The organism is Coleofasciculus sp. A1-SPW-01 (assembly GCF_040217205.1).
In the GTDB taxonomy this organism is placed as follows: domain Bacteria; phylum Cyanobacteriota; class Cyanobacteriia; order Cyanobacteriales; family Coleofasciculaceae; genus Coleofasciculus; species Coleofasciculus chthonoplastes_A.
Genome location: NZ_JAVJNP010000045.1, coordinates 19,048 through 41,423, shown reverse-complemented (window position 1 = coordinate 41,423; position 22,376 = coordinate 19,048). Strand labels below are relative to the sequence as shown.

Sequence of the window (22,376 nt, the reverse complement as noted above, 5' to 3'; positions counted from 1 at the left end):
CAGTGTTGAAGGTTATGAAAGAAGTTCTGGCTGTCATCAGGATGAACAAAATTAACCAGACGAAAGCCGCCTTAAGTAAAGCTGGTTTTCCGTCCGTGACAGCGGTGAAAGTAGTCGGTCGAGGCAGGCAAGCCGTGGACTTTCAGTTAGCGAAAGCCATTAATGAAAATCCCCAAGATAGCAGTGATTTGCTGCCCCTTCTGGCTCAAGGACACCGTTTAATTCCCAAACGGATGCTCAGTTTGGTGGTTCCCGATGACAACGTTCAGCAAGTGGTTGACGCCCTGATTCAAGCCAATCAGACCAGCAACCCAGGAGATGGAAAAATCTTTGTTCTGCCCGTTGAGGATAGCGTCCGCGTTAGCAGCGGCGAAACAGGAGCCGTCGCGGTTGATGAAATGACGGGTTAAGGTTTCCCCGCGAAATGTAGGGGCGGGTTTTACTTGGTACACATCGATAACTTGACTAAATCCGCCCTTCTAGGAAAGTAATTAAGACAGGAGAAAACGATTATGACTCCCCATGATTCAGATACCTTAAAATTAGAAAAGGCGACGTATGAAGTAGACCCGAAAGACGTTACCAAAGAGATGGTATCGCCCTACCCAGCCAAAGTTGCCAGAAAACGGGCAAAGCATATCGTGATGCGGGACCCGTCCATCGAAGGACAGGAAATTCAGGCGAATGTGCGAACCGTTCCTGGCATTCTCAACACCAGACACTGTGCCTTTGCCGGATGTAAAGGGGTGGTTGTTGGTCCCTTTGGCGATGTGCTGCACATTGTTCACGGACCAGTGGGCTGTTCTTACTACACCTGGATGACGCGACGCAATCAGTATCGTAGCCGTGAAGATGGCAAGAATTACATGAGCTACTGTGTCACCACCGACATGCAGGACTCTGATATTGTCTTCGGCGGTGTGAAAAAGCTGCGTCAAGCCGTTCAAGAAGGCTATGACATCTTCAAGCCCAATGCGATTACCATCACAGCCACCTGTCCAGTGGGGTTAATTGGTGACGATATCCAAACCGTTGCCAAAGAAATGACTGAAGAACTCGGCATTTCAGTGGTCGCATTTAACTGCGAAGGATACAAAGGCGTTTCCCAGTCTGCGGGTCACCACATCGCCAACAATGGCTTCTTTAAAAATTGGGTGGGTGAAGGCGAAGCAACAGACGAAGAAATTGAAGGCTTCACCGTCAACCTTTTGGGTGAGTACAACATTGGCGGCGATTCCTATGAAATTGAGCGGGTGCTTGAGAAGTGTGGGATTAATGTGATTGCTACATTCAGTGGTGATGGCACTTACGATGCAGCGACGAAAGCCCATTTAGCTAAGTTGAACTTGGTCATGTGTCACCGCTCAATTAACTACATGGCGGAGATGATGGAGACCAAGTTTGGGGTTCCTTGGACAAAGGTCAGCTTCATCGGCGTTCAAGCGTTTGCCAAGTCCTTGCGTAAGGTTGCTCGATTCTTTAATGATGAGGCACTTACCCAGCGCATTGAAGAGGTGATTGCTGAAGAAGTGGCTGCCGCAGAAGCGGAAATTGCCCCGATTCGGGAACGGTTGCAAGGCAAGAGTGCGATTCTGTTTGTGGGCGGTTCTCGCGCTCACCACTACCAAGACTTGTTTGCAGACTTAGGCATCAAAACCATTGCTGCTGGCTATGAGTTCGCTCACCGGGATGACTACGAAGGTCGTCAAGTTCTACCGTTGAAAGTAGACGCCGACTCCCGTAACGTCGAAGAGTTGCGTGTCGAAAAAGACCCAGAGCGCTACAAACTAACGGCTGACCCAGCATGGGTGGAGCAGCTTAAAGAAGAAGGGTTCCTGAATCGGTACGAGGGGATGATTTCGGAGATGGGTGAAGATACATTGATGATTGATGACATCTCCCATCATGAGCTAGAAACTCTGATTAAGCGCCTCAAGCCCGATATCGTCGGTTCCGGGATTAAGGACAAGTATGTGATTGAGAAGTTTGGCGTTCCTTGTAAGCAACTTCACAACTACGACTACGGCGGTCCGTTTGCCGGATTCCAAGGTGCGGTTAATTTCGCCAAAGATATCGATATGCGGATTAACAACCCCACTTGGAAGTTAGTTAAAGCTCCCTGGCAGAACTAGCCAATGTAGAGACGCGCCATGGCGCGTCTGAGAGCAAAAAAGTTATCCGTTAATTCTTGCGAGCAGGGCGGGTTTAGTCACATCTAGGTTGAACAAGCAACGTTAATAGTGAAACCCGCCCCTACAGACTTAAACCCACAAAGGAGAACCAGAATCATGTTAGAAGCAACCCCTAAAGAAATCGTTGAACGCAAGGCGCTACGAATCAATCCTGCTAAGACTTGTCAGCCTATTGGTGCAATGTACGCCGCATTAGGAATTCACGGCTGCTTGCCCAACTCCCACGGTTCCCAAGGCTGCTGTTCATTCCACAAGTCTCACCTGACCCGCCATTACAGAGAACCCATCATGGCTGCAACCAGCGCCTTTACCGAGGGTTCCTCTGTGTTCGGCGGTGGCGGAAACCTGAAGCAAGCCCTGACCACTATTTTTACCGTGTACAACCCGGATATGGTGGCGGTAAGTACCACTTGCTTATCGGAAACCATTGGCGATGATTTACCCACATTTATCCGCCAAGCCCGTGAATCTGGGGCAGTTCCCGAAGGCAAATACGTCATTCATGCCAATACTCCCAGCTACGTCGGTTCTCATGTCACCGGCTGGTCGAATATGACCAAGGCGATGGTGACCTATTTATCGGCAAAAACCGAGACGCCGAATAACAAGCTCAACATTATTCCGGGCTACGTCGAACCCTCCGATGTACGGGCGGTTAAGCAGTTAGTGACCCAAATGGGGATTGACGCGATTGTCTTCCCGGATACCTCGGATGTGGTGGATACACCGAAAACGGGTGATTTTCAGATGTACCCGAAAGGCGGGACACCGATTCCTGATTTAATCGACACCGGGAATAGCACTGCCACCTTAGCCTTGGGGAATTTTACCTCAGAAGCCGCCGCGACAGCCCTGCAAAACAAGTGCCAAGTTCCGTCTCGTGTTCTGGACTTACCCATTGGTCTTCGCGCCACTGACCGCTTTGTCCAAGCCTTGATTGAATTCAGTGATGTCACGCCACCTGAGTCCCTCAATGATGACCGGGGACGGTTGGTTGATGTGATGACGGATATGCAGCAGTACCTGTATCGCAAGCGGGTTGCGGTATATGGTGACCCTGACCAGGTGATCTCTGCGACTGAGTTCCTCGTAGACTGCGGTATGTTACCGGTTTACGTGATTACGGGTAGCCCGGTTGGGAAACGTTTTGAAGAACGGGTCAAAGATATCCTCAAGGATACCGTTCCTGATGCTGTTGTTGCGGCTAATGCAGACTTGTTCTACTTGCATCAACTGATTAAGAATGAGCCAGTCGATTTGCTGTTAGGCAATGAATACGGCAAGTATATCGGTCGTGATGAAGATATTCCGATCGTGCGCTTCGGTTTCCCCATTTTAGATCGCGTCGGTCACAGCTATTTTCCCACAGCTTGCTACTGGGGCGGTATCTACCTGCTCTCTAATATTTGCAACACCTTACTCGAACGCCTCGACCGGGATGCTCCCGATGAGCTGTTTGAATTGGTTCGCTAGAACGCTTTAGGGGCGGGTTAATTCGGATAATTGGTGTCACCTGATGTGACTAAATCCGCCCCACTCCAAGGTTTGAGTTAGTCCTGAAAAACTCAAAAATCATCCTTAATTTTTCATCCTTTTTAAGGGGGTTTATCATGCAGAAACCTGAACACCATATCTTCGTTTGTTCCAGCTTCCGAGTCAATGGCAACGCGAAAGGAGTTTGTCAGAAAAAGGATTCTACTAATTTAATTCAGTATCTCGAATCAGAAATAACCGATCGCGGTTTAGACGCTCTGGTTTCCTCAACGGGATGCATGAATCTGTGCAACAACGGACCTGTGATGATGGTTTACCCAGATAATTACTGGTACGGCAATGTTGATGAAGAAGCCATTGACGAAATCCTCGACGCCTTAGAAGACGGCAAACCTGCTGAGGATTATCTGTTTGTTAGTTAAATCTCAGATAGTAAAGGGCGACCTGAGTCAATTGAATGGATATAGTTGTTGATTTGTACAAGCGGGTCGCCCCTACACGAAAGAATTCCAGTCGTCTTTAGACGACTTGAGCTATAAGCCAAGAACTTGAGTTCTTGGCGGGTGTCGGGGCTTACCTCACCTTTTTCACTTTTTCTAAAAGCATTTTTGTACAACGTTTGTGAGCCTGACGATATGGAACCTGTTATTTTCCAAGAACGTGAAAAGCAAATTCACCGCAAGGGAAACCAACCATTTGACCTGGAATGTAACAAAGACAGCCTTGCTGGTGCAGTTAGCCAACGGGCTTGCGTATTTTGTGGTTCTCGCGTTGTTTTATACCCCATCGCTGACGCGGTTCATTTAGTCCATGGACCAATCGGGTGTGCGGCGTATACCTGGGATATTCGCGGGGCGCTTTCATCTGGACCCGAATTGCATCGGTTGAGTTTTTCCACGGATTTACAAGAACGCGATGTCATCTTTGGGGGTGAGAAGAAACTCTATCAGGCGTTAACGGAACTGATTGACCGCCATCACCCGAATGCGGCGTTTGTTTATTCCACTTGTATTGTGGGTATTATTGGTGATGATTTAGAAGCGATTTGTAGACGAGTTAGTCAAGAAAAAAATATCCCCGTAATTCCGGTTAAATCAGAAGGATTTAAGGGCAACAAACGGGCGGGCTATAATGCCGCTTGTACTGCCATGTTCCGCTTAGTGGGGACAGGGGATACTACCGGAATTTCTCCCCGCAGTATTAATATTCTGGGTGATTTTAATTTAGCTGGAGAAATTTGGATTATCCGTGAATACTTTGAACGCATGGGTGTCCAGGTTGTTGCCAATATCACAGGCGATGGTAGAGTCGGAGATATCGCGCGATCGCACGGCGCTGCATTGAACGTGGTTCAGTGTTCTGGGGCGACGATGGACTTAGCCAAGATGATGAAAGAAAAGTATGGAACTCCGTTTCTACGAGTGTCCTACTTTGGTGTCGAAGACATGGCGGAAGCCTTGTATAAAGTCGCCCGATTCTTCGAGGATGACCCCGAAATTCTCAAACGCGCTCAAGACTTAGTGCGGGAAGAATTAACCCTGTTATATACTAAACTGCAAGAGTACCGCAAAGACTTGCAAGGTAAAAAAGCGGCGATTTATGTAGGCGGTGCGTTCAAGGCTTTTTCCTTAGTTAAAGCCTTCCGACTTATCGGCATGGATGTGGTGATGGTGGGTTCGCAAACGGGAACCAGTGAAGACTACCGAGAACTCCACGAAGTTACTGACGAAGGCACAATTATTGTGGATGATTCTAACCCATTAGAACTCTCAGCATTTTTAAAAGAAAAAGATGTTGATATCTTTGTCGGCGGCGTGAAAGAACGACCGATTGCCTATAAGTTAGGACTAGGATTTTGCGACCACAATCATGAACGCAAGGAAGCATTAGAAGGGTTTCTGGGAATGGTGAATTTTGCTAAGGAAGTACATAGTACCGTTATGTCTCCCGTCTGGAGATTTGTGCCGCGTAAAAATCAAGCCTTGAACTCAAGTTCCGGCTAAAAGCTTAAACCCGTTAAAACGGGTTGTTCGTAGTAGGCACTTTAGTGCCTCAAGTTGTAGGGTGTGTTAGCGAAGCGTAACGCACCATTATTCCTCAAACTTAAGTTGTAGGGTTAGCGTTCACGCCGCGTTTCCAAAGGGTAGTGTAACGCACCATTATTCCAGGATTGAAATGATAAACCATTACCGAATTCGCTGCCACCGATAAAACCATGTCTAAGAAACTCAAAATTAAGCAAAAAACCGAAGCTTACGTTTCCACAACTAACGCCTGTAAACTGTGTAAACCCCTGGGCGCTTGTATTGCCTTTCGGGGAATAGAAGGAACCGTGCCCTTTCTCCATGGATCACAAGGCTGCGCCACCTACATGAGGCGTTATATCATTAGTCACTTTCGCGAACCCATTGACATTGCCTCATCTTCCTTGAGTGAAAAACACGCTGTCTATGGCGGAGGACCTAACCTGAAAAAAGGTATCCTCAATGTCATGGATAAATATGGCGCAAAGGTTGTAGGAATTGCCACCACTTGCTTAACTGAAACCATTGGCGATAATGTCAGTGGGTTGTTGAAAGAGTTTAAGGAAGAATTTGGCGACAAGGAATTACCAACCTTGTTAAATGTCTCCACCCCCAGTTATAGTGGCACCCATATCGAAGGCTTTCATGCCACAGTAAAGGCAGTTATTGATCAATTAGTTGAATCGGAAACAGTCGAACCCAAAACGTCTTCCCAATCCCCAGGAGTCGGGGCGGGTTTATTCACATCTGAGCAAACAGAAAAGGATAGTAGTGAAACCCGCCCCTACATACTCAACACGTCCAAAGTCAATCTTTTACCGGGATTAGTTTCTCCAGCCGATATCCGTTATCTAAAAGAAGTTCTCGATGATTTTAATTGTCCAGGAACTATCCTACCGGATATCTCAGAAACCTTAGACGCCCCCGCACAAATGGACTATGAAAAGATTCCAGAAGGGGGAACGCCAATTGCGGCGATTCAAACTATGGGACATTCTGACGCCACGATTGAGTTCGGTCAAGTGTTGCAACGGACTGGGAATTCTGGGGGTAAACTTCTGGCTGAACGCTGCGGTGTTCCCCTGTACGCCTTGGGGATGCCGATTGGGTTGCGAGAGTGCGATCGCTTCTTTGAAGCCCTAGAAGAGGTTTCTGGGTGTGCGACACCGAGAAAACATCAACTGGAACGGGGACGGTTAGTGGATGCCTATGTTGATTCCCATAAATATCTGTTTGGTAAGCGGGTAGTTGTTTATGGAGAAGAAGATTTATGTGTCGGATTAACGGCATTTTTAGCCGAAATTGGCATGAAGATAGTATTATGTGCATCAGGAGGAAATAGTGGACAGTTTCAGGACGCAATTAACGCGGTTACGTCTGATATTGTCAGCGAACCACCAATCGTTAAAGAAGGATTTGATTTCTACGAAATTTCTGAAGAAATCGAAAATCTAGACCCCGATATGTTGATTGGAACCAGCAAAGGATATTCCCTGACTAAAAAACAGCAAATTCCCCTAATCCGCGTAGGCTTCCCCATTCACGATCGCTTTGGCGGACAGCGGATGCTACATCTGGGGTATCGCGGCACTCAGAACCTGTTAGATCGGATTGTGAATGCCATTATCGAGAAGAAGCAAGCTGATTCACCCGTGGGGTATGGCTATCTTTGATTTTGCATTTGTCATTCGTCATTCGTCATTCGTTCACAAGTAATCATTCGTCACTAACTTAGTCTTGATAAGTTTCCGCAAATTAAACTCATCACTTCAGGAGAGAAAACCATGACAGCTACAATTAACTTAGAAAATCACCCTTGTTTTAATGTCAAGGTAAAAGGACAGTTCGGACGAGTCCATTTACCTGTAGCACCCAAATGCAATATCCAATGTAATTATTGCAATCGCAAATATGATTGTGTTAACGAAAGTAGACCCGGTGTCACCAGCACTATTCTTTCTCCCGCCCAAGCCGCTGTTTACATGGAAAAGGTATTAGAAAAAGAACCGAGAATCAGTGTTGCTGGAATTGCCGGTCCTGGTGATCCCTTTGCCAATCCAGAGGAAACCTTAGGTACAATGCGGCTGCTGCGGGAAAAGTTTCCCGACTTAATCCTCTGCTTGGCGACCAATGGGTTAAATCTCAAACCCGAATATATCGACGAAATTGCCGAAATTGGCGTCAGTCACGTTACCGTTACCATCAATGCGATCGACCCAGAAATTACCCGCAAAGTTTACCGATGGGTACGCCATGAAAAGTCCGTTTATCAGGGATTAAAAGGCGCAAAACTACTCTTAGAACGGCAATTAGAAGCCGTCAAAGGATTGAAAGCTGCCGGGATTACAGTAAAAATAAACTGCATCGTTATGCCCGGAATTAATGACCATCATGTGGTGGAAGTCGCCAAAGCCATGGCAGAATTGGGGGCAGATTTATTTAATGCCATGGCGATGTATCCCACCGCCGAAACGCCATTTGAGGGATTAACTGAACCCGATGCAATTATGATGGCGAAAATCCGCAAAGAATGCGAGGAATATTTACCGCAAATGCGCCATTGCACGCGCTGTCGGGCGGATGCTGTGGGACTTTTAGGGGCAGATCAGTCCGAAGAATTCCACGGGTGTTTGATTGCTTGTTCCAAGAAAGTGATTCCCATTGAAGAAAAAGAACGCCCTTATGTCGCTGTAGCAACCGTTGAAGGAATTCTGGTGAATCAGCATTTAGGTCAAGTGGATCAGTTTCAGATTTGGCAGAAAACGGATCAAGGCTTTACCTTAGTAGAAGAACGCCTCGCCCCTGACCGTGGAAGTGGTTTTGAACGGTGGCAAAAAGTCGCGAATATGCTAAAAGATTGTCGGGCAATTTTAGCCAGTAGTATTGGCGATAACCCGAAAGAAATTTTGACCAAGTGTGGTGTGCTTCCGGTAGAAATGAGCGGTTTTATTGAGACGGGATTACAAGCCGTTTATGAAGGAAGTGATTTGTCAAAGCTGAAAGGCAAACGGCAAGTTGCAGCGGGTAAAGTTGGCGAATGTACCGGGAGTGGCTTAGGTTGTGGTTAAACCGTTTGTAGTTGCGCTGTCTTCGCCATAAACGCTGCCATTTATCACCGCAAATTGTAGGGTGCGTTAGCAAAGCGTAACGCACCGTTATTCTATGTCCTTTTTACCCTTATTATTGGTGGGTTACGGCGGATATCTGATTAAATAGTTATTCCGCTTCATGGAGTTATCGCCTAACCCACCCTACAGTTAATTATAATTTTTTTAATCTTAAATAAAAATAACAAAGAGCGATTAAGCAATTATTTGTAGCTTGGAATACTAGATGCCTATTTTTAATGATAAACAATAACAATAATCACCTTAATCTGATCATTAAATGCCATAAATGATGCATCTCCGCAATAGTTTTTCTAAGCACATTAAAGGGATAAAATTATGCTGTATTTAGCTGAAGTCAAAAAAAATCATTCCTGGATTGGCAGTCGGGCAACGGTACTTAAACTGCAAGCCTATTGCCAAGAAAGAAGCCGACAAATTTGGCGCACGGTTCAAGATGAAGTAATTATCGCCACCCAAGTCAAGCATATTAATAAAGGTATGCTGGTCTTAATTGAGGTCACTTCAGATAGACAAGTTTGTCAAGTTTATTCGACGACAGCCGGACCAATTGTTAACATTCTCCAAGCCTTTACATATCTGGAAAAGCAATGGACAACGTATACCCAACGCTGGGAAGATTTGAAACTTTCTCTGCTGCTGCAACAGCAAGAACTCAATCGTCATGAAACTAGAATTCAGGAACTGGAAGAAAAATTGCAGCAAGCTTTGGCAAGGCGAGCAAGACGGCGATATCAGTAGTTTTGAAAACATTTTTATCAGGATTCCCGCTTGGCTGACAATTTTTGTGAGATGAGAAAAGTCCTATCCTAATTAAGTCAGGGCGCACGTCTGTGCGCCCCTACGATTCCGGGCTGCTGTTGACTGGTGAAAACTGAGGATTTGGCACAACCCAATATTTAAGCACGCACCCTTTAATCTGTTGCTACCATGACATCTGTCGCTTTAACAACAGCATACGCTTCCTTACCCTCGGCGAGACCAAGTCGTTCCGCAGAAGACTTGGTGATAATTGCCGTCATTTCCACCCCAGGAGCAACTTCTAGGGTCACTTCACTGTTCACAGAGCCAGGTACAACCTTTTTTACTGTTCCTTTAAAGGTATTGCGAGCGCTAATTTCCATAGTTCAATCCCTGCTTTAGTCATTGGTTCACCAGCTAATAATACCAAAAATCACTGAATTTTCTGATTTTGCTGAATATTTTGATGAAAACAGTAAATTGTATTATTTTACTCACTTTTACCCTCGCAGAACTGATATAGCCTAGTCATACGACCAAAGGCAAAAATGCGACATAGGTAATGGTTTTTATCTCACAGCAGTTTATCGAACAGTTAATCCAAGAAGACGTTCCCTATTTTGATTTAACCACCCAGGTGTTAGGGATTGGCGATCGCACGGGGACAATCCGCTTTACCACTCGCGCCAAAACCGTTCTAGCCTGCACCGAAGAATCCGCCAGTATCTTACGCCAAGTTGGGGCAGAGGTGATAGCAATCTTGGCAACGGGTCAAATCTTAGACGCAGGTGTCCCCTTTCTCAGTGCTACCGGAAACGCCGCCGCCTTGCATCTGGCTTGGAAACCTGCCCAGAATTTACTCGAATATGCCTGTGGAGTCGCCACCAAAACCTACAATCTAGTGCAATTAGCACAAGCGGCGAATCAAGATGTGATGCTCTATACCACTCGCAAAGTCATCCCAGGAACCAAACCCATCGCCGTGAAAGCTATCTTAGCGGGTGGGGCATATCCTCATCGACTGGGAGTCTCAGAAACCGTTTTAATCTTCCAACAGCATCTCAACTTTCTGGGTGGAATTGACTCCTTCATTCAGCAACTACCCGTAATTAAGCGTCAGGTTAAAGAAAAGAAAGTCATTGTTGAAGTCAAAGATATGGCTACCGCCTTTAACTTAGCTGCTTCAGGCATAGATGGGATTCAATTTGATAAAGTAAACGCTGAGGCATTAGCGGAGGCAATTCCCCAGATTAAGTCCATGAATCCAACCCTGATTACCTTGGCAGCGGGCGGGATTAATGACGCTAATATTGCCAATTATGCGGCAACGGGCGTAGATGGATTAGTCTTAACCGCTCCCTATTACGCCCAGCCTGCTGATATCCAGGTAGAAATGGTTTGTAGGGGCGGGTTTAGGGACTTGCTTTGATTTATTGATGATAACGTTTCTACAAAACCCGCCCAGACCTGCTAAGTTGGTAAGTCATGGTTCAGATTAGTACGATGCTCCTATCAACACCTTCTGTCAGTCATTAGCTGAGGCAACAGGGAAATGAAAAAACGACGTGTTTTCTCAATGGCATGGATGGTTGCGACATTCCTAATTGTTGTGGGTTGTTCTCAAGGGACACCTCCGAACCCTTCCGCCACGTCACCCGAATCAGTAGAACTCACGGTATCAGCGGCGGCTAGCCTACAGGATGCTATGAAAGCGATCGCGCCCCTGTATACTCAAGAACAAGCTCACGTTATCATTACCTATAACTTTGGGTCTTCCGGTTCTCTGCAACAGCAAATCGAACAGGGAGCGCCTGTAGATGTTTTTCTATCCGCCGCGCCAAAACAGATGAACGCTTTGCAAGAAAAAGACTTACTGCTAACGGATACGCGCAAAGACTTATTGAAAAACTCAATTGTTCTGGTTACACCAAAGGATAAAACCGATATTTCTAATTTCAAAGGATTAACGACTGATAAAGTGAGCAAAATTGCAATTGGCGATCCCGAAAGTGTACCCGCTGGACAATATGGTAAAGAAGTCCTAACTTCCCTGAATTTATATAAACCTATCCAATCTAAATTGGTTTTCGCCAAAGATGTGCGCCAAGTCCTCTCTTATGTAGAAACCGGGAATGTTGAGGCAGGATTAGTTTATGCCACGGATGCTAACGTATCAGATAATGTCAAAGTTGTCGCCACGGCATCAGAAACGTCTCACGCACCAATTATTTATCCAGTTGCGGTATTAAAAGAGAGTAAAAATCCAGATTCAGCAAAAGAATTTGTGCAGTTTCTCTCAACTGAACCCGCTCAAGCCGTGTTTGAAGAGTATGGTTTTAGCTTGGCTAGCGATTAACAATTGAAAGGATTAAAATACCTATCAAACTGAGCAATGGTGCGTTACGTTTCACTAACGCACCCTACTCTCTACTGGCGTGACGACTATTGTAAATGTCCTTCCCCAACCGCCAACTCCCTCTGCGTACCTCTGCGCTTACCTCTGCGTACCTCTGCGTTAAAAAAATAATTCTACCGTTTAATCGAGGCGAGTTTATAGGTTAGGTTTATAGGCTAAGGTGCCCTACTACGAACCTAATATATAAAAAAGATAGTTAAACTACAGAAAACCCTAGGAAAAGCTGAGATATTATCAATCGAACTATCCCCCAACCTTCTCGCCATAATTCGATTACTGGACGAATAGAATGCCCTATTCAGATTTATCTCCACTGTGGATTTCGCTAAAAACCGCATTTGTTGCGACAATCTTCGCTTTCTTAGTGGGAATTGCCGCCGCCCGATGGATGTATGGCTATCGCGGTAAAGCAAAAGGATTAATTGATGGGTTTTTTACTCTCCCCCTGGTGCTACCGCCGACAGTTATCGGTTTTCTGCTACTACTGCTTTTGGGTAGAAATAGTCCTGTGGGACAATTGTTAAAGCAACTAGGAATTACTATAATATTTTCCTGGTCAGCAACGGTAATCGCGGCTACAGTTGTGGCGTTTCCTTTAATGTATAAAACGGTACTGAGTGCCTTTAAACAAATTGACAAGGATTTGATTCATTGCGCTCGAACATTAGGGGCATCAGAATGGCGGATTTTTTGGCAGATTCTATTACCCTTGGCATTACCTGGTGTGGTTTCGGGAACCATTTTAGCCTTTGCCAGGGCTTTAGGAGAATTTGGTGCCACATTAATGTTAGCAGGTAGTATTCCTGGCAAAACTCAAACCATGCCGATCGCGATCTTCTTTGCCGCAGAAGCAGGTAAGATGGGAGAGGCATTAAACTGGGTGCTGCTGATGGTGGCGATCGCACTCTTGGTAATCGCCACGATCAACTACTGGTCAGGAACACAGCACTCCGCCAAGTGGCACGCGATCGCGCACTGGTTCTCCTGGCTTCCCCCTTTTGAAGGGGGACGGGAGGGGGATCTAAAAAGGGGGACAAGAGGGAGATATAAAAGGACGGACTACAGAGGGATCAGATATGGCAATAAAGGACTTTTTGTTAACCTAAAAAAGCAATTACCTGGGTTTACCTTAGACGCCCAATTAGAAGCCAATGGACAACCATTAGGACTCTTAGGCACATCCGGTTCTGGCAAAAGTATGACACTGCGCTGCATTGCGGGATTAGACTCACCCAATCAGGGGCGAATTGTTCTCAATGGACGAGTTTTGTTTGATTCACAACGGGGAATTAATATTCCCAGTCGTCAACGCCGGATTGGTTTTGTGTTTCAAAATTATGCCCTATTTCCCCATTTAACCATTGTCCAAAATATTGCATTTGGTCTGCAAAATTTGCCCAAACTGGAACGCAGACAGCGCATTTCCAAATATATGGAGATGATGCAGTTACAAGGCTTAGAAAACCGCTACCCTGAGCAAATTTCTGGCGGACAGCAGCAGCGAGTTGCTTTAGCTAGGGCTTTGGCAATTCAGCCAGAAGCCTTACTCTTAGATGAACCTCTTTCCGCCCTGGATACTTATTTACGCAGCCGAATTGAAAGGCTATTGAGTGAAACGCTTTCCACCTATGAAGGCGTGACACTATTTGTCACTCATAAGCTAGAAGAAGCGTATCGAATTTGCCAGAATTTACTGATTCTTTCCCACGGAAACGTGATTGCTAATGATACCAAAGAGACTATTTTTGAACGTCCTCCTAGCTTTGAAGTCGCCCAGGTTACTGAATGTAAAAACTTTTCCACCGCCCGGATGATTGAACCCCAAACAATTGAGGCGCTAGACTGGGGCTGTACGCTTCAGGTGGTTGAACCAATTCCTAACAAATTAACGTATGTGGGAATTCGCGCCCACCACTTCACCTTTCCCCATCATCCCGATGGAGAGAATACTTTTCCCTGCTGGCTGGTGATGACCAGTGAGACGCAACACCGGACAACACTATATATCAAACTGCATCAGCCTCCAGGTCACGCCCAAGACTACCACCTACAAGTTGAGGTTTACAAGGAAAAATGGGCGAATCTCAAAGACCGCCCCTTTCCCTGGTACGTCCGTTTAGACCCGTTGCGACTGATTTTGATGGAACAATAACTGACGATTATGTCCGGAAACCTTGACAAAAACCGGGATCGACAGACTTGTCACCCAATGTATTCTTATGTATAAGAAAAGGTTAAAATTAGGTTAAAGTAACAGAACGTCCCTCATGTTTAGGGAAGGTAAAGCAGATACTATTTGGCTAATGCTCAAGGTAGGAACCTTAATTCGGGTTATTCGCCCTGAATATGCTGCGGGTATTCAGGGGATTATCCAAGGTCGTGAAGAGTCAGGACGTTGGATAGTCCGCTTAGAACAAAATTTAATGAATCCGAATGACGTTCCTCTGATGTTGTCTCTGGATGAATCTGACTTTGAAGTGATTCAGCCTGAGTAGTGGTTCGGTTATTTTTTGAGACGCTTGTTTGCATTACTCTGCCTCAATGTAATTGATTGTAAACAAGTTTAATTGTATAGCAATAAATTGCAATATTTCTCAGAAAACAATAGTCTCAAAAAGATAATTTAAATACAAAAAACTACAGGAAAGGCTGAGATACTATTCATCAGTTGAGGTATCTCATCCTATTTCTTTGGCAGAATAGTCACGCCTCCTAACCTTCCCTTAGTCAGGTGAGGTGGTGTCAATGGTGGGATAGATCAAGTGTAATGTCTAACGAATTGGTATTACCCAGGTTTCTAAGAGAGGTTAGCAACGATGTCTCAAGACAATGTGATCAATTTACTCGAAGCAGGCGGAAAAGATAAAAAATTGCGAGCTAAATACGACGCCCTCAAAACCAAGGAAGAGTTTGTGGAACTGGCGGCTACTGATGGTTACGAGTTTACCGTCGCTGACTTGGATGCTGTTTTGAAAGAAGCCGGAGACTCGTGGGAAGAGTCAGGCTTTCCACCTCGACGTTTGATTTGGTGGTAGGTTGTCATTTGTCATTTGTCATTTGTCAAAACACTGATTTCACGGATTTATTGGAGAGATAGGGGTAGGGAGGTGAGAGCTTATTGACACTGATTACACAGACAAGGAAAGTTCTCTCATTTTCCCCATCTTCCAGACGTGCCATGGCACGTCTCTACATTGTTCCCCATCTCCCCCATCTCCCTAATCTTCCTACTGTCCATTTACATTACCGCGCAAACTTTCTTCCTGTCGCTTGAGTGCGGCTAAAAGTTCGGCATTTTGCAGGATAACGCCAACTTGATTATTGAAAATTTGCATGTATTTCTGATCACTGTCATCAAAACTGGTTTGGAAATACTCCGGGACAGTTTCCGATAACATAAGAGTCTCAAATTCCCAAGACTCGCCCGGTTTCCGCTTATTCACTAATTGCGTCACCCCCAGCAAATCTCCATCGGGACTAAAGACAGGCATACAGAGTAAACTACAAGTACGATACCCTGTCTTTTGATCCGTTTTCTTTGCCGTTTCTGAGTTAAGATGATCGTACAAATCAAAGGGAATATTCAACGGTTCCCCCGTCATCGCCACTTGACCCGCATACCCTTGTCCAATTGGTATACGCAATTCTCGGAGTTCACCCTCGTCAAAGCGAATTTTTGTCCACAATTCCCCGGCTAAACGGTTAACTAACCATAAGGTACTACGATCAGCGTTTAATAATTGTTTAGCCGCCCCCATCACTCGTTGTAAAATATCGTCCATCTCTAGAGAACCTTGAACACAACGGGCTGCTGCCATCAATGCGGCGGCGACTCGTTGTCCGCGTGCTGTTTTATGATAGGAACGGAAGCTTTCCAGAATCATTTGAATTAAAGGGGCATTTTCGGCAAATCGTTCTTCATCGGTGCGGCTAAATCCCTGTTTATCGATGCGTTCCGATAAAGCTGCTGTGGGATTAGCAACCCGTTTTAATTTGTTGAGTAACTGAACAACAGCAACTAACTCCCCTTGGTCATTTAAAAGAGGAATCGCTAACATGGTATACGTCCGATATCCGGTTCTTTTATCCTGTTCCTTTGCCATCTGCGATCGCGGATCATCATAGAAGTCAAAAGGAATGTTAATCGTTTGCTTGAACCGGGCGACTTCGCCGACAATTCCTTTATCCGCACTCATGCGAATTTCTAGGGAACCACTCCCCTCATCTTCAGCAACAATTGACCAAAATTCCTTCTTTTCTTCATCGAGTAGAAAAATCGTCGTGCGATCGGCAGATAAGGATTTACCCGTCTTCAACGTAATCGATCGCAACGTACCATCCAGAATATCATCAAACCCCTGATTATCCATCACCGTATTCAGCATCGCTAGGGTTTGACTGACGACATTTTGCTGGTGACTATCTGCCTTTTGCTTTATGCGCTCAAACTTCTGAGCATTTTGCAACGCTACCCCCGCCTGAGAGTTAAAAATCTGCATATATTTTTGACTATTAGCATCAAAACTTGCCTGAAAACATTCCGGCGCTTGGGGCCAATCGGCGGGGTTATAATCAGGAAATTCACCCGGTTTGCGTTTATTCACTAACTGGGTGATACCGAGGAGTTCACCATCGGGACTAAAAACAGGCATACAAAGTAAACTACAGGTGCGATAACCTGTTTTTTGATCGGTTTCTTGGGCGGTGGTTGAATCAGGATGATCGTACAAATCAAAGGGAATATTTAACGGTTCTTGCGTTTGGGCAACTTTCCCAGCAAATCCTTGCCCAACATGGACTCGCAGTTCTCGCACTGACCCATCTTCAAAGGGAATCTTTGTCCACAACTGCTGCTTATCTGCATCTAATAACCAGAGGGTACTGCGATCGGCATTCATCAGTTTCTTCGCCGCATCCATGACTCGTCCCAGGATTTCTTCGGAATTTAAACTACTGTGAGACAGAGAATGCGTGGCTTCGGTTAGGGCTTCAGCCGCTTGTAACCGTTGGGTTAATTTATAACAGTATTGGCATCGCTCTAAAATGCGTAAAATAGTTGGCGCATATTCATCTAACTGGCGTTGATCGGTGAGGGTAAACCCTTGTTGGTCAATGCGTTCCGATAGAGGCGCTTGGGGATTGTTAAACCGTTTCAGTTTATTGATTAGTTGAATCACCGCAATCAAATTCTGCTGTTGATTGGCGATGGGATAAACTAATTCATTGTAAATCGCATAGCCATTGGCTTGATTGAGTTTATCGGGAATGGTGTCTGGGTTCTCTTGGCGAAAGTTAAAGGGAATCTCACTAAATTTCTTAAAGTTGGTCAATCGGGCTTCTGTTTCTTTATTGGTAAGGATTTGAATATCGGGAAAGGTTTTCCCTTCATTTCGGGCAATAATCGACCAGATCTGATTTTGCTGATCATCAATAAAGATAATCGTCGTCCGATCCACGCTCAAGGCTTCTCCCATTTTTAGGGTAACTGAGCCTAAAATTTCATGGAGGATATCGGCAAAATCCTTGCCTTCCATAAAACTCAGCATGGACAGAAGTTTTTGTTCTTGCTGAGTAACAATTTGCTCAAAGCTAGCCTGCAAATCGGCTAAAGCTTTGTTCACCCAACTGTAATTAAAAATGGCGGCATAGATACGATTACAGACACGCAGTTTTCCCCCCTGCTTAATTGCCACTCCAGATAAACACAATTCCCGTTGTTCAGAACTATCGCAGGCGTGAACCTCCCCCTGTTGTAAAATCTGCTGATAAAGCCCCAAGAGTCCCCGATTTCGCTGTCCAATTCGGAACAGGCGATCGCGAATGGTTTTTAGATGAGGCGGTTCATCAGTAGCTTCCCAGTTTTCCAGGATACGCTGTTGGACAATCTGTGCTACCCATTCCTCTTCGTTTCCAGGAGTCGGGGAGGAGTCGCTATTGATAATTAAATGACAGAGTTTTTGAGTGAGAAAGGGTTGTCCCCCTGTCCAGTCTAAAATAGCGGCTAAAATCCTTTGGGCTTGGCTAGATTTATTAGCTAATCCAGCGGCTAAGGGTTGAGCTTCCGCTAATTTAAACCCATGCAATTCAATCGCACGACCTAAATTAAACGGCGTCCGTTTCTTATCTTGAATTAAATCCGCTGGTGTCGCCACTCCAAACAAAGCAAACGTCAGCCGATCATATTCATTACAAGCCCGCAGCACCGCAAAAAAATCATCGGTGCGAAAGTTTAAACTGAGGATACTATCAATTTCATCAATAAAAATTACTACCCTTTGGGGGATAGACTCCAGCAGCACTTGTTCGATAAACTCACTCAAGCGTTGGATAGGGGGTAGATATTCGCGATCGCGCAACCACGCCCTTAAGTTAAACCCCCGCAGCGCCGGAAAACTCGTCACCAAGCGTCTCATCATCCCCGCATACCACTGATCCGCCGTGATATCCTGGGAACCGATTTTGGTCAAATCAATCGCCGCACAAGCAAAACCCTCCCCTTGTAGCTTATGCATCACCCGCACCCGCAAACTGGTTTTACCCATCTGGCGGGAATTAAGAACATAACAAAACTCACCCGCCTTTAACCCCTGATAGAGTTCCGTATCCGCCTGTCGCACCACGTAGCTAAGGGCGTTAAGCGGGAGATGACCCCCAACTTTGTAGGGGGAGGTGATGGGTTTGGCTTTACTCATGGGGGCTGCAAGAGGTAGAAGACACCAGATTAGGGATTTGAATTAAACCGCCTTGGGTTTAAACCCAAGGCTAAAAGCTCAAGTCGTCTAAAGACGACTGGATAAGAGTTTCAATCCATTCTAATATTCGTTTAGTAACCTTGTAGGGGCGCAAGGCTTGCGCCCAGAAAACCTATACAACACATTCCACCACTTCAGCTATATCAATCTGGTGTGATCGCAACTCTTGTAAACGGCTGTAAATTAGTGAAGTCGGTTTAAAATAGAACAAGTCAACGTGCCGAATTTTGCTAAAGTAGCTTCACAGTTTATTTAGCAACATTTAATGCTTTTTCTTTCAATTTGGTTAATAATAGCCGATGCTTTTTTCGTCCCCCAAAAACCTTTAATTTCAACACTATCTATAATCATAGAATTCATCTCTTATATTTATATAATGAGGGGGCTGTTGGATTGACTGGTGTTTTCAAAACCTACAGTAATTATTATTATGATTCGTTTTCTCCCTCCCATTCATTTACCAACTCACTCGGTTCACCCGGATAAAAATTATCCTCTAAAATTTCTGCTAAATTATAAGGACACGTCTGGGGAAAGGTTTGTTCTGGCAAGTCAGTTTCTCCCATTGCCAGATCTCTACCGTTCTCGTAAGCTAAAACCAGTGCATCCTCAAGGTAAGGCTTTAGGCTTGGATTGTCTTTGAGCAACTCTAGCGTATCACGGCGATGTACGCGAATCGTCGCCAGCCAACTCCGACTCCGGCGTTGTGGTTGGTACTCCCATTTCAACAAATGTCCAATCAGCACCGTCAAACGATTTCGCAATTCCTGGCGTTGCTGTTTTCCCAAGGATTCAATCTCCTCAATCAGATTGCCCAAATCAAGCTGACTCCACTGCTGTTGGCGGAGTAACGATGCTTGTTCCTGCGTCCAAGCATAAAAATCGGTTTCGTAGAGGTTGGGTGTAGGTATTGCTGTCTGTATTATCTGCTCCCGAATACGTTCTTCTCGCACTTCGTCAATGAAGGCGTTGATGTCAAGATTGTTAATTGGTTCGGTTCGCACTTCGTCAATGAAGGCGTTGATGTCAAGATTGTTAATTGGTTCGGTTTCAACGACTAAGATACCTTCTTTGCGATAGACTTTTGGATGTTGAGAGGTTGATGAGTGAACGACTGGTGAGACTGGAGCAGTTATTTCAGTATTTTGCTGATTGAGGGCAGTGACTTTCTCCGCGACAGCCTGTAGGATGAACTGTTCCAACGAGATTCCTTGCTGACTTGCCCACTTTTCGGCGTCTTGCTGGAGTTGCACAGGAAGATTCATGGCAATAGCTACAGAATGATACAGTGTATCCCAATTGTAAGCGATTGATAGCGGGCGCGATCGCTTATTAGCTAGGCGGAATCGGTACAACTAATCTGACAGGGTAATGTCAATAATTGCTCTCATCCTTGTAGTGCGTTAAGCGAAGCCATGCCGAAGGCTTTGCATCTTGCTCGCTACTAATACCCAATTTAAAGGCATGACAGCTTACTGAAATTTTGGCTGGTGGGCACTGCCCACCCTACGGTATATCGAGGGTTTCGGTAATCCTAAAAAGCTGATTGAAGCATACCCTTGGACTTAAAATACGTTTTGTAGGCGATCGCGAAAATACTGGCGATATAATTCAAAGCGGGGTACAGTCGCATTTCCCCGTAACTGCACTAATCCCATACTGTGTAATTTAAACGCCAACACGGATTCTAACTCAACGGGTTCCTCCGCCACTAGCACCTGAGCAAAAGCTGTCGCCAATTCTGGGTGCTGCTGCAAATTCCATAGATGTCGGCGCAGGTGATCCCCGTAAATTCCCGCCTCGGTTGGCGCTATCTCTACCAATTGCTCTAAGGTTAACTCCCCTCTGGCTATATAATAAAGAGCTACTCGGACTAAATAGGGATGTCCACCCACCATTGTCATTAATTGCTCAACCTGATGAGTTTGCCAATTGAGTCCATGACGCTGGGCTAAATCGGTAACTTGTTCTCGACTAAACTCCGATAATTCAATCGGTAAACCCACATTAAATGGCGATTGATTGATATCCAAGGGAATATAAACTTCCGTTGAATGCACCACCACTAAACGCAATTTTGCCCACAAATCACTATCGCTATCCCCATACCCAGCTTCTTCATACCAAGCGCGTAAGAGGGCAAAAAAGTCATCGGTTATTTTGGGATGCTGAAACACCCGATCCACTTCATCTAATCCTAAGACTAACGGTGCATCGGTTTCCGATAACAAAACATCCTCAAAATAAGCCGTACAGTTATCTTTACTCCCAAACGTATCCGTCCAATATGCCTCAACTTGATGAGGTAAACGCAGCTTCCGGGTAATTTTGGCACATAACCACTGTAAGAGTTGATTGAGATTGGTAAACACGCTTTTATCCGCATGTTGAAAGCTTAAGGGAACTGTGCGACAGCCTTGCTCTCTGGCTTGATACAAAATTCTCGCCATTAACGAAGTTTTCCCCATCTGTCGCGGTGCTTTGATGCGAATCAAGGCTCCTGGTTTGAGGATTTCTTGATAACATTGAGTTTCATCGGGAACTCGTTCGACATAGAAGGCGGAAGCTAACCGCACTTGACCTTTGGGTAATTCCGGTTCAGCCACGGGTAAAGGCGGTAAGGGGTTGATCGGAGTCTGATAGCTGCTGATCTCCTCCGCTACATCATTCCCTTCCCAGACTGGCGTTTCCCAATCCTCACTCCCCGACAACCGTTGTAACACCGCCTGTATCACAGTGGGTGTATCGGCGGGAGTGTTCCATTCTTGATAGCCAATTCCCTGGAGATAACTGCGTAAATCGTGGTTGAGGGGGGTACAGGGCGGGCAATTAACCCGAATTGGTAAGATAACGGGTTTGGCGTTGTGACTCTCATCTCGTAACTCCTGAACCCGTCGTAACGCTTCAATCACCATTTCACTCAATGCGGCTTGGGGAGACAGTAGCAGGATAAAATACTCACATTGCGCCAGTTGATGATCAATCTGGGCTAATTCATTCTCGGCGACAGCAGAGGAATGGCTGGAACCCTTTCCCACCCCTGTTCTAAAGGCTGGATATCCGGCTTGGGCGATCGCCTCCTCTAACTGAATCGCTAAACTCTCGTCAGGCTCTTGGTTTCGGTAACTGAGAAACACTTGCGGCTGCTGCGTCTTGGCTCGCGCGATCGCACCCTGAATCTTTTTTTTGCTGACTTTTTCCCCTAATACCTGGGAAAGCTTTTGCCATAACTTATAGCCCACATATTTTTCCACATACTCCGGATTTTGCGGATAAATCTCCTTATAGGAGCGTCCTTGCCAAGATCCGACAAAAACCTGCCGTTCTAGGTCATTTAGGTGCTTTCCCGTCTTCAGATAGGTTAAGCGATCGATAAAATTTAAGGCGTCTTTATAATCCATCTCCCCTTCATCAATAAAATTCAAAATTAAAACTAGGGAACAGGAAACATGGAACCGACAACAAAACGATTTCACGTTTCATTGAGTCTGGCTAAGTAGGTTGGTGGAAATAAACTCCAGTATATTAAGTTATGTGAATATTTCTCAACCCCTTACATAAGACGATCCCCCGCCGTTGCTTTCCTGCTAGGGTTATGCCATGCTAAATTATATCCATTCTAATCATCA

17 protein-coding genes are annotated in these 22,376 nt (G+C 45.4%); 13 read left to right on the top strand and 4 right to left on the bottom strand.

What is annotated here, in order from left to right:
- Positions 1–14 precede the first annotated feature (14 nt).
- From RH949_RS07945 to RH949_RS07910, 8 genes are all read left to right on the top strand, one after another.
- Positions 15–410, top strand: coding sequence for a P-II family nitrogen regulator (locus RH949_RS07945; protein WP_006098855.1), 396 nt, complete (start codon positions 15–17; stop codon positions 408–410).
- 102 nt (positions 411–512) lie between these two features.
- The gene (nifD, locus tag RH949_RS07940; protein ID WP_006098789.1) at positions 513–2,132 is read left to right on the top strand and encodes a nitrogenase molybdenum-iron protein alpha chain; all 1,620 of its coding nucleotides are present in this window, start codon (positions 513–515) and stop codon (positions 2,130–2,132) included.
- A gap of 156 nt (positions 2,133–2,288) precedes the next feature.
- A complete protein-coding gene (gene nifK / locus RH949_RS07935; protein WP_006098996.1) occupies positions 2,289–3,665 on the top strand; it encodes a nitrogenase molybdenum-iron protein subunit beta in 1,377 nt (458 codons plus the stop codon).
- A 137-nt stretch (positions 3,666–3,802) separates the two neighbouring features.
- The gene (locus RH949_RS07930) at positions 3,803–4,108 is read left to right on the top strand and encodes a (2Fe-2S) ferredoxin domain-containing protein (protein WP_446352470.1); all 306 of its coding nucleotides are present in this window, start codon (positions 3,803–3,805) and stop codon (positions 4,106–4,108) included.
- 213 nt (positions 4,109–4,321) lie between these two features.
- The gene (nifE, locus tag RH949_RS07925; protein ID WP_006098778.1) at positions 4,322–5,689 is read left to right on the top strand and encodes a nitrogenase iron-molybdenum cofactor biosynthesis protein NifE; all 1,368 of its coding nucleotides are present in this window, start codon (positions 4,322–4,324) and stop codon (positions 5,687–5,689) included.
- Between the two features lie 212 nt (positions 5,690–5,901).
- On the top strand, positions 5,902–7,383 hold the full coding sequence (locus tag RH949_RS07920) for a nitrogenase component 1 (RefSeq protein ID WP_446352469.1): 1,482 nt from the start codon (positions 5,902–5,904) through the stop codon (positions 7,381–7,383).
- Positions 7,384–7,494: 111 nt separating this feature from the next.
- Positions 7,495–8,778, top strand: a complete 1,284-nt coding sequence (gene nifB, locus RH949_RS07915; RefSeq protein WP_006098909.1) for a nitrogenase cofactor biosynthesis protein NifB — start codon at positions 7,495–7,497, stop codon at positions 8,776–8,778.
- A gap of 378 nt (positions 8,779–9,156) precedes the next feature.
- Positions 9,157–9,579, top strand: a complete 423-nt coding sequence (locus RH949_RS07910) for a hypothetical protein (protein ID WP_006099040.1) — start codon at positions 9,157–9,159, stop codon at positions 9,577–9,579.
- Positions 9,580–9,752: 173 nt separating this feature from the next.
- On the opposite strand, the gene RH949_RS07905 is transcribed toward RH949_RS07910, so the two are convergent.
- Positions 9,753–9,962, bottom strand: a complete 210-nt coding sequence (locus RH949_RS07905; protein WP_006099086.1) for a TOBE domain-containing protein — start codon at positions 9,960–9,962, stop codon at positions 9,753–9,755.
- 179 nt (positions 9,963–10,141) lie between these two features.
- Between RH949_RS07905 and modD the strand changes: the two genes are divergently transcribed.
- From modD to RH949_RS07880, 5 genes are all read left to right on the top strand, one after another.
- Positions 10,142–11,008 (top strand): ModD protein, encoded by an 867-nt coding sequence (gene modD / locus RH949_RS07900; RefSeq protein WP_446352468.1) that lies wholly within the window; start codon positions 10,142–10,144, stop codon positions 11,006–11,008.
- 123 nt (positions 11,009–11,131) lie between these two features.
- Positions 11,132–11,935, top strand: a complete 804-nt coding sequence (modA, locus tag RH949_RS07895) for a molybdate ABC transporter substrate-binding protein (protein WP_446352467.1) — start codon at positions 11,132–11,134, stop codon at positions 11,933–11,935.
- A gap of 349 nt (positions 11,936–12,284) precedes the next feature.
- On the top strand, positions 12,285–14,147 hold the full coding sequence (modB, locus tag RH949_RS07890; protein ID WP_446352466.1) for a molybdate ABC transporter permease subunit: 1,863 nt from the start codon (positions 12,285–12,287) through the stop codon (positions 14,145–14,147).
- A 115-nt stretch (positions 14,148–14,262) separates the two neighbouring features.
- Entirely contained in the window at positions 14,263–14,490 is a 228-nt protein-coding gene (locus RH949_RS07885) for a hypothetical protein (RefSeq protein ID WP_232231633.1), read from the top strand.
- 321 nt (positions 14,491–14,811) lie between these two features.
- Positions 14,812–15,030, top strand: coding sequence for a Nif11-like leader peptide family natural product precursor (locus tag RH949_RS07880; RefSeq protein WP_006098795.1), 219 nt, complete (start codon positions 14,812–14,814; stop codon positions 15,028–15,030).
- A gap of 192 nt (positions 15,031–15,222) precedes the next feature.
- Here RH949_RS07880 and RH949_RS07875 read toward each other — a convergent pair whose 3' ends face one another.
- The 3 genes from RH949_RS07875 to RH949_RS07865 all read right to left on the bottom strand — a co-directional run bounded on the left by RH949_RS07875 (position 15,223) and on the right by RH949_RS07865 (position 22,148).
- Positions 15,223–18,687, bottom strand: coding sequence for a GAF domain-containing protein (locus RH949_RS07875; protein ID WP_446352465.1), 3,465 nt, complete (start codon positions 18,685–18,687; stop codon positions 15,223–15,225).
- A gap of 488 nt (positions 18,688–19,175) precedes the next feature.
- A complete protein-coding gene (locus RH949_RS07870) occupies positions 19,176–19,685 on the bottom strand; it encodes a DUF29 domain-containing protein (protein WP_446352498.1) in 510 nt (169 codons plus the stop codon).
- A gap of 627 nt (positions 19,686–20,312) precedes the next feature.
- On the bottom strand, positions 20,313–22,148 hold the full coding sequence (locus tag RH949_RS07865; RefSeq protein ID WP_446352464.1) for an AAA-like domain-containing protein: 1,836 nt from the start codon (positions 22,146–22,148) through the stop codon (positions 20,313–20,315).
- Positions 22,149–22,376: the final 228 nt, after the last annotated feature.

Bases quoted from the DNA above. Each gene is read 5' to 3' on its own strand.
- RH949_RS07945 (WP_006098855.1), top strand. From the start codon at position 15: ATGAAAGAAGTTCTGGCTGTCATCAGGATGAACAAAATTAACCAGACG.
- nifD (WP_006098789.1), top strand. From the start codon at position 513: ATGACTCCCCATGATTCAGATACCTTAAAATTAGAAAAGGCGACGTAT.
- nifK (WP_006098996.1), top strand. From the start codon at position 2,289: ATGTTAGAAGCAACCCCTAAAGAAATCGTTGAACGCAAGGCGCTACGA.
- RH949_RS07930 (WP_446352470.1), top strand. From the start codon at position 3,803: ATGCAGAAACCTGAACACCATATCTTCGTTTGTTCCAGCTTCCGAGTC.
- nifE (WP_006098778.1), top strand. From the start codon at position 4,322: ATGGAACCTGTTATTTTCCAAGAACGTGAAAAGCAAATTCACCGCAAG.
- RH949_RS07920 (WP_446352469.1), top strand. From the start codon at position 5,902: ATGTCTAAGAAACTCAAAATTAAGCAAAAAACCGAAGCTTACGTTTCC.
- nifB (WP_006098909.1), top strand. From the start codon at position 7,495: ATGACAGCTACAATTAACTTAGAAAATCACCCTTGTTTTAATGTCAAG.
- RH949_RS07910 (WP_006099040.1), top strand. From the start codon at position 9,157: ATGCTGTATTTAGCTGAAGTCAAAAAAAATCATTCCTGGATTGGCAGT.
- RH949_RS07905 (WP_006099086.1), bottom strand. From the start codon at position 9,962: ATGGAAATTAGCGCTCGCAATACCTTTAAAGGAACAGTAAAAAAGGTT.
- modD (WP_446352468.1), top strand. From the start codon at position 10,142: ATGGTTTTTATCTCACAGCAGTTTATCGAACAGTTAATCCAAGAAGAC.
- modA (WP_446352467.1), top strand. From the start codon at position 11,132: ATGAAAAAACGACGTGTTTTCTCAATGGCATGGATGGTTGCGACATTC.
- modB (WP_446352466.1), top strand. From the start codon at position 12,285: ATGCCCTATTCAGATTTATCTCCACTGTGGATTTCGCTAAAAACCGCA.
- RH949_RS07885 (WP_232231633.1), top strand. From the start codon at position 14,263: ATGTTTAGGGAAGGTAAAGCAGATACTATTTGGCTAATGCTCAAGGTA.
- RH949_RS07880 (WP_006098795.1), top strand. From the start codon at position 14,812: ATGTCTCAAGACAATGTGATCAATTTACTCGAAGCAGGCGGAAAAGAT.
- RH949_RS07875 (WP_446352465.1), bottom strand. From the start codon at position 18,687: ATGAGTAAAGCCAAACCCATCACCTCCCCCTACAAAGTTGGGGGTCAT.
- RH949_RS07865 (WP_446352464.1), bottom strand. From the start codon at position 22,148: ATGGATTATAAAGACGCCTTAAATTTTATCGATCGCTTAACCTATCTG.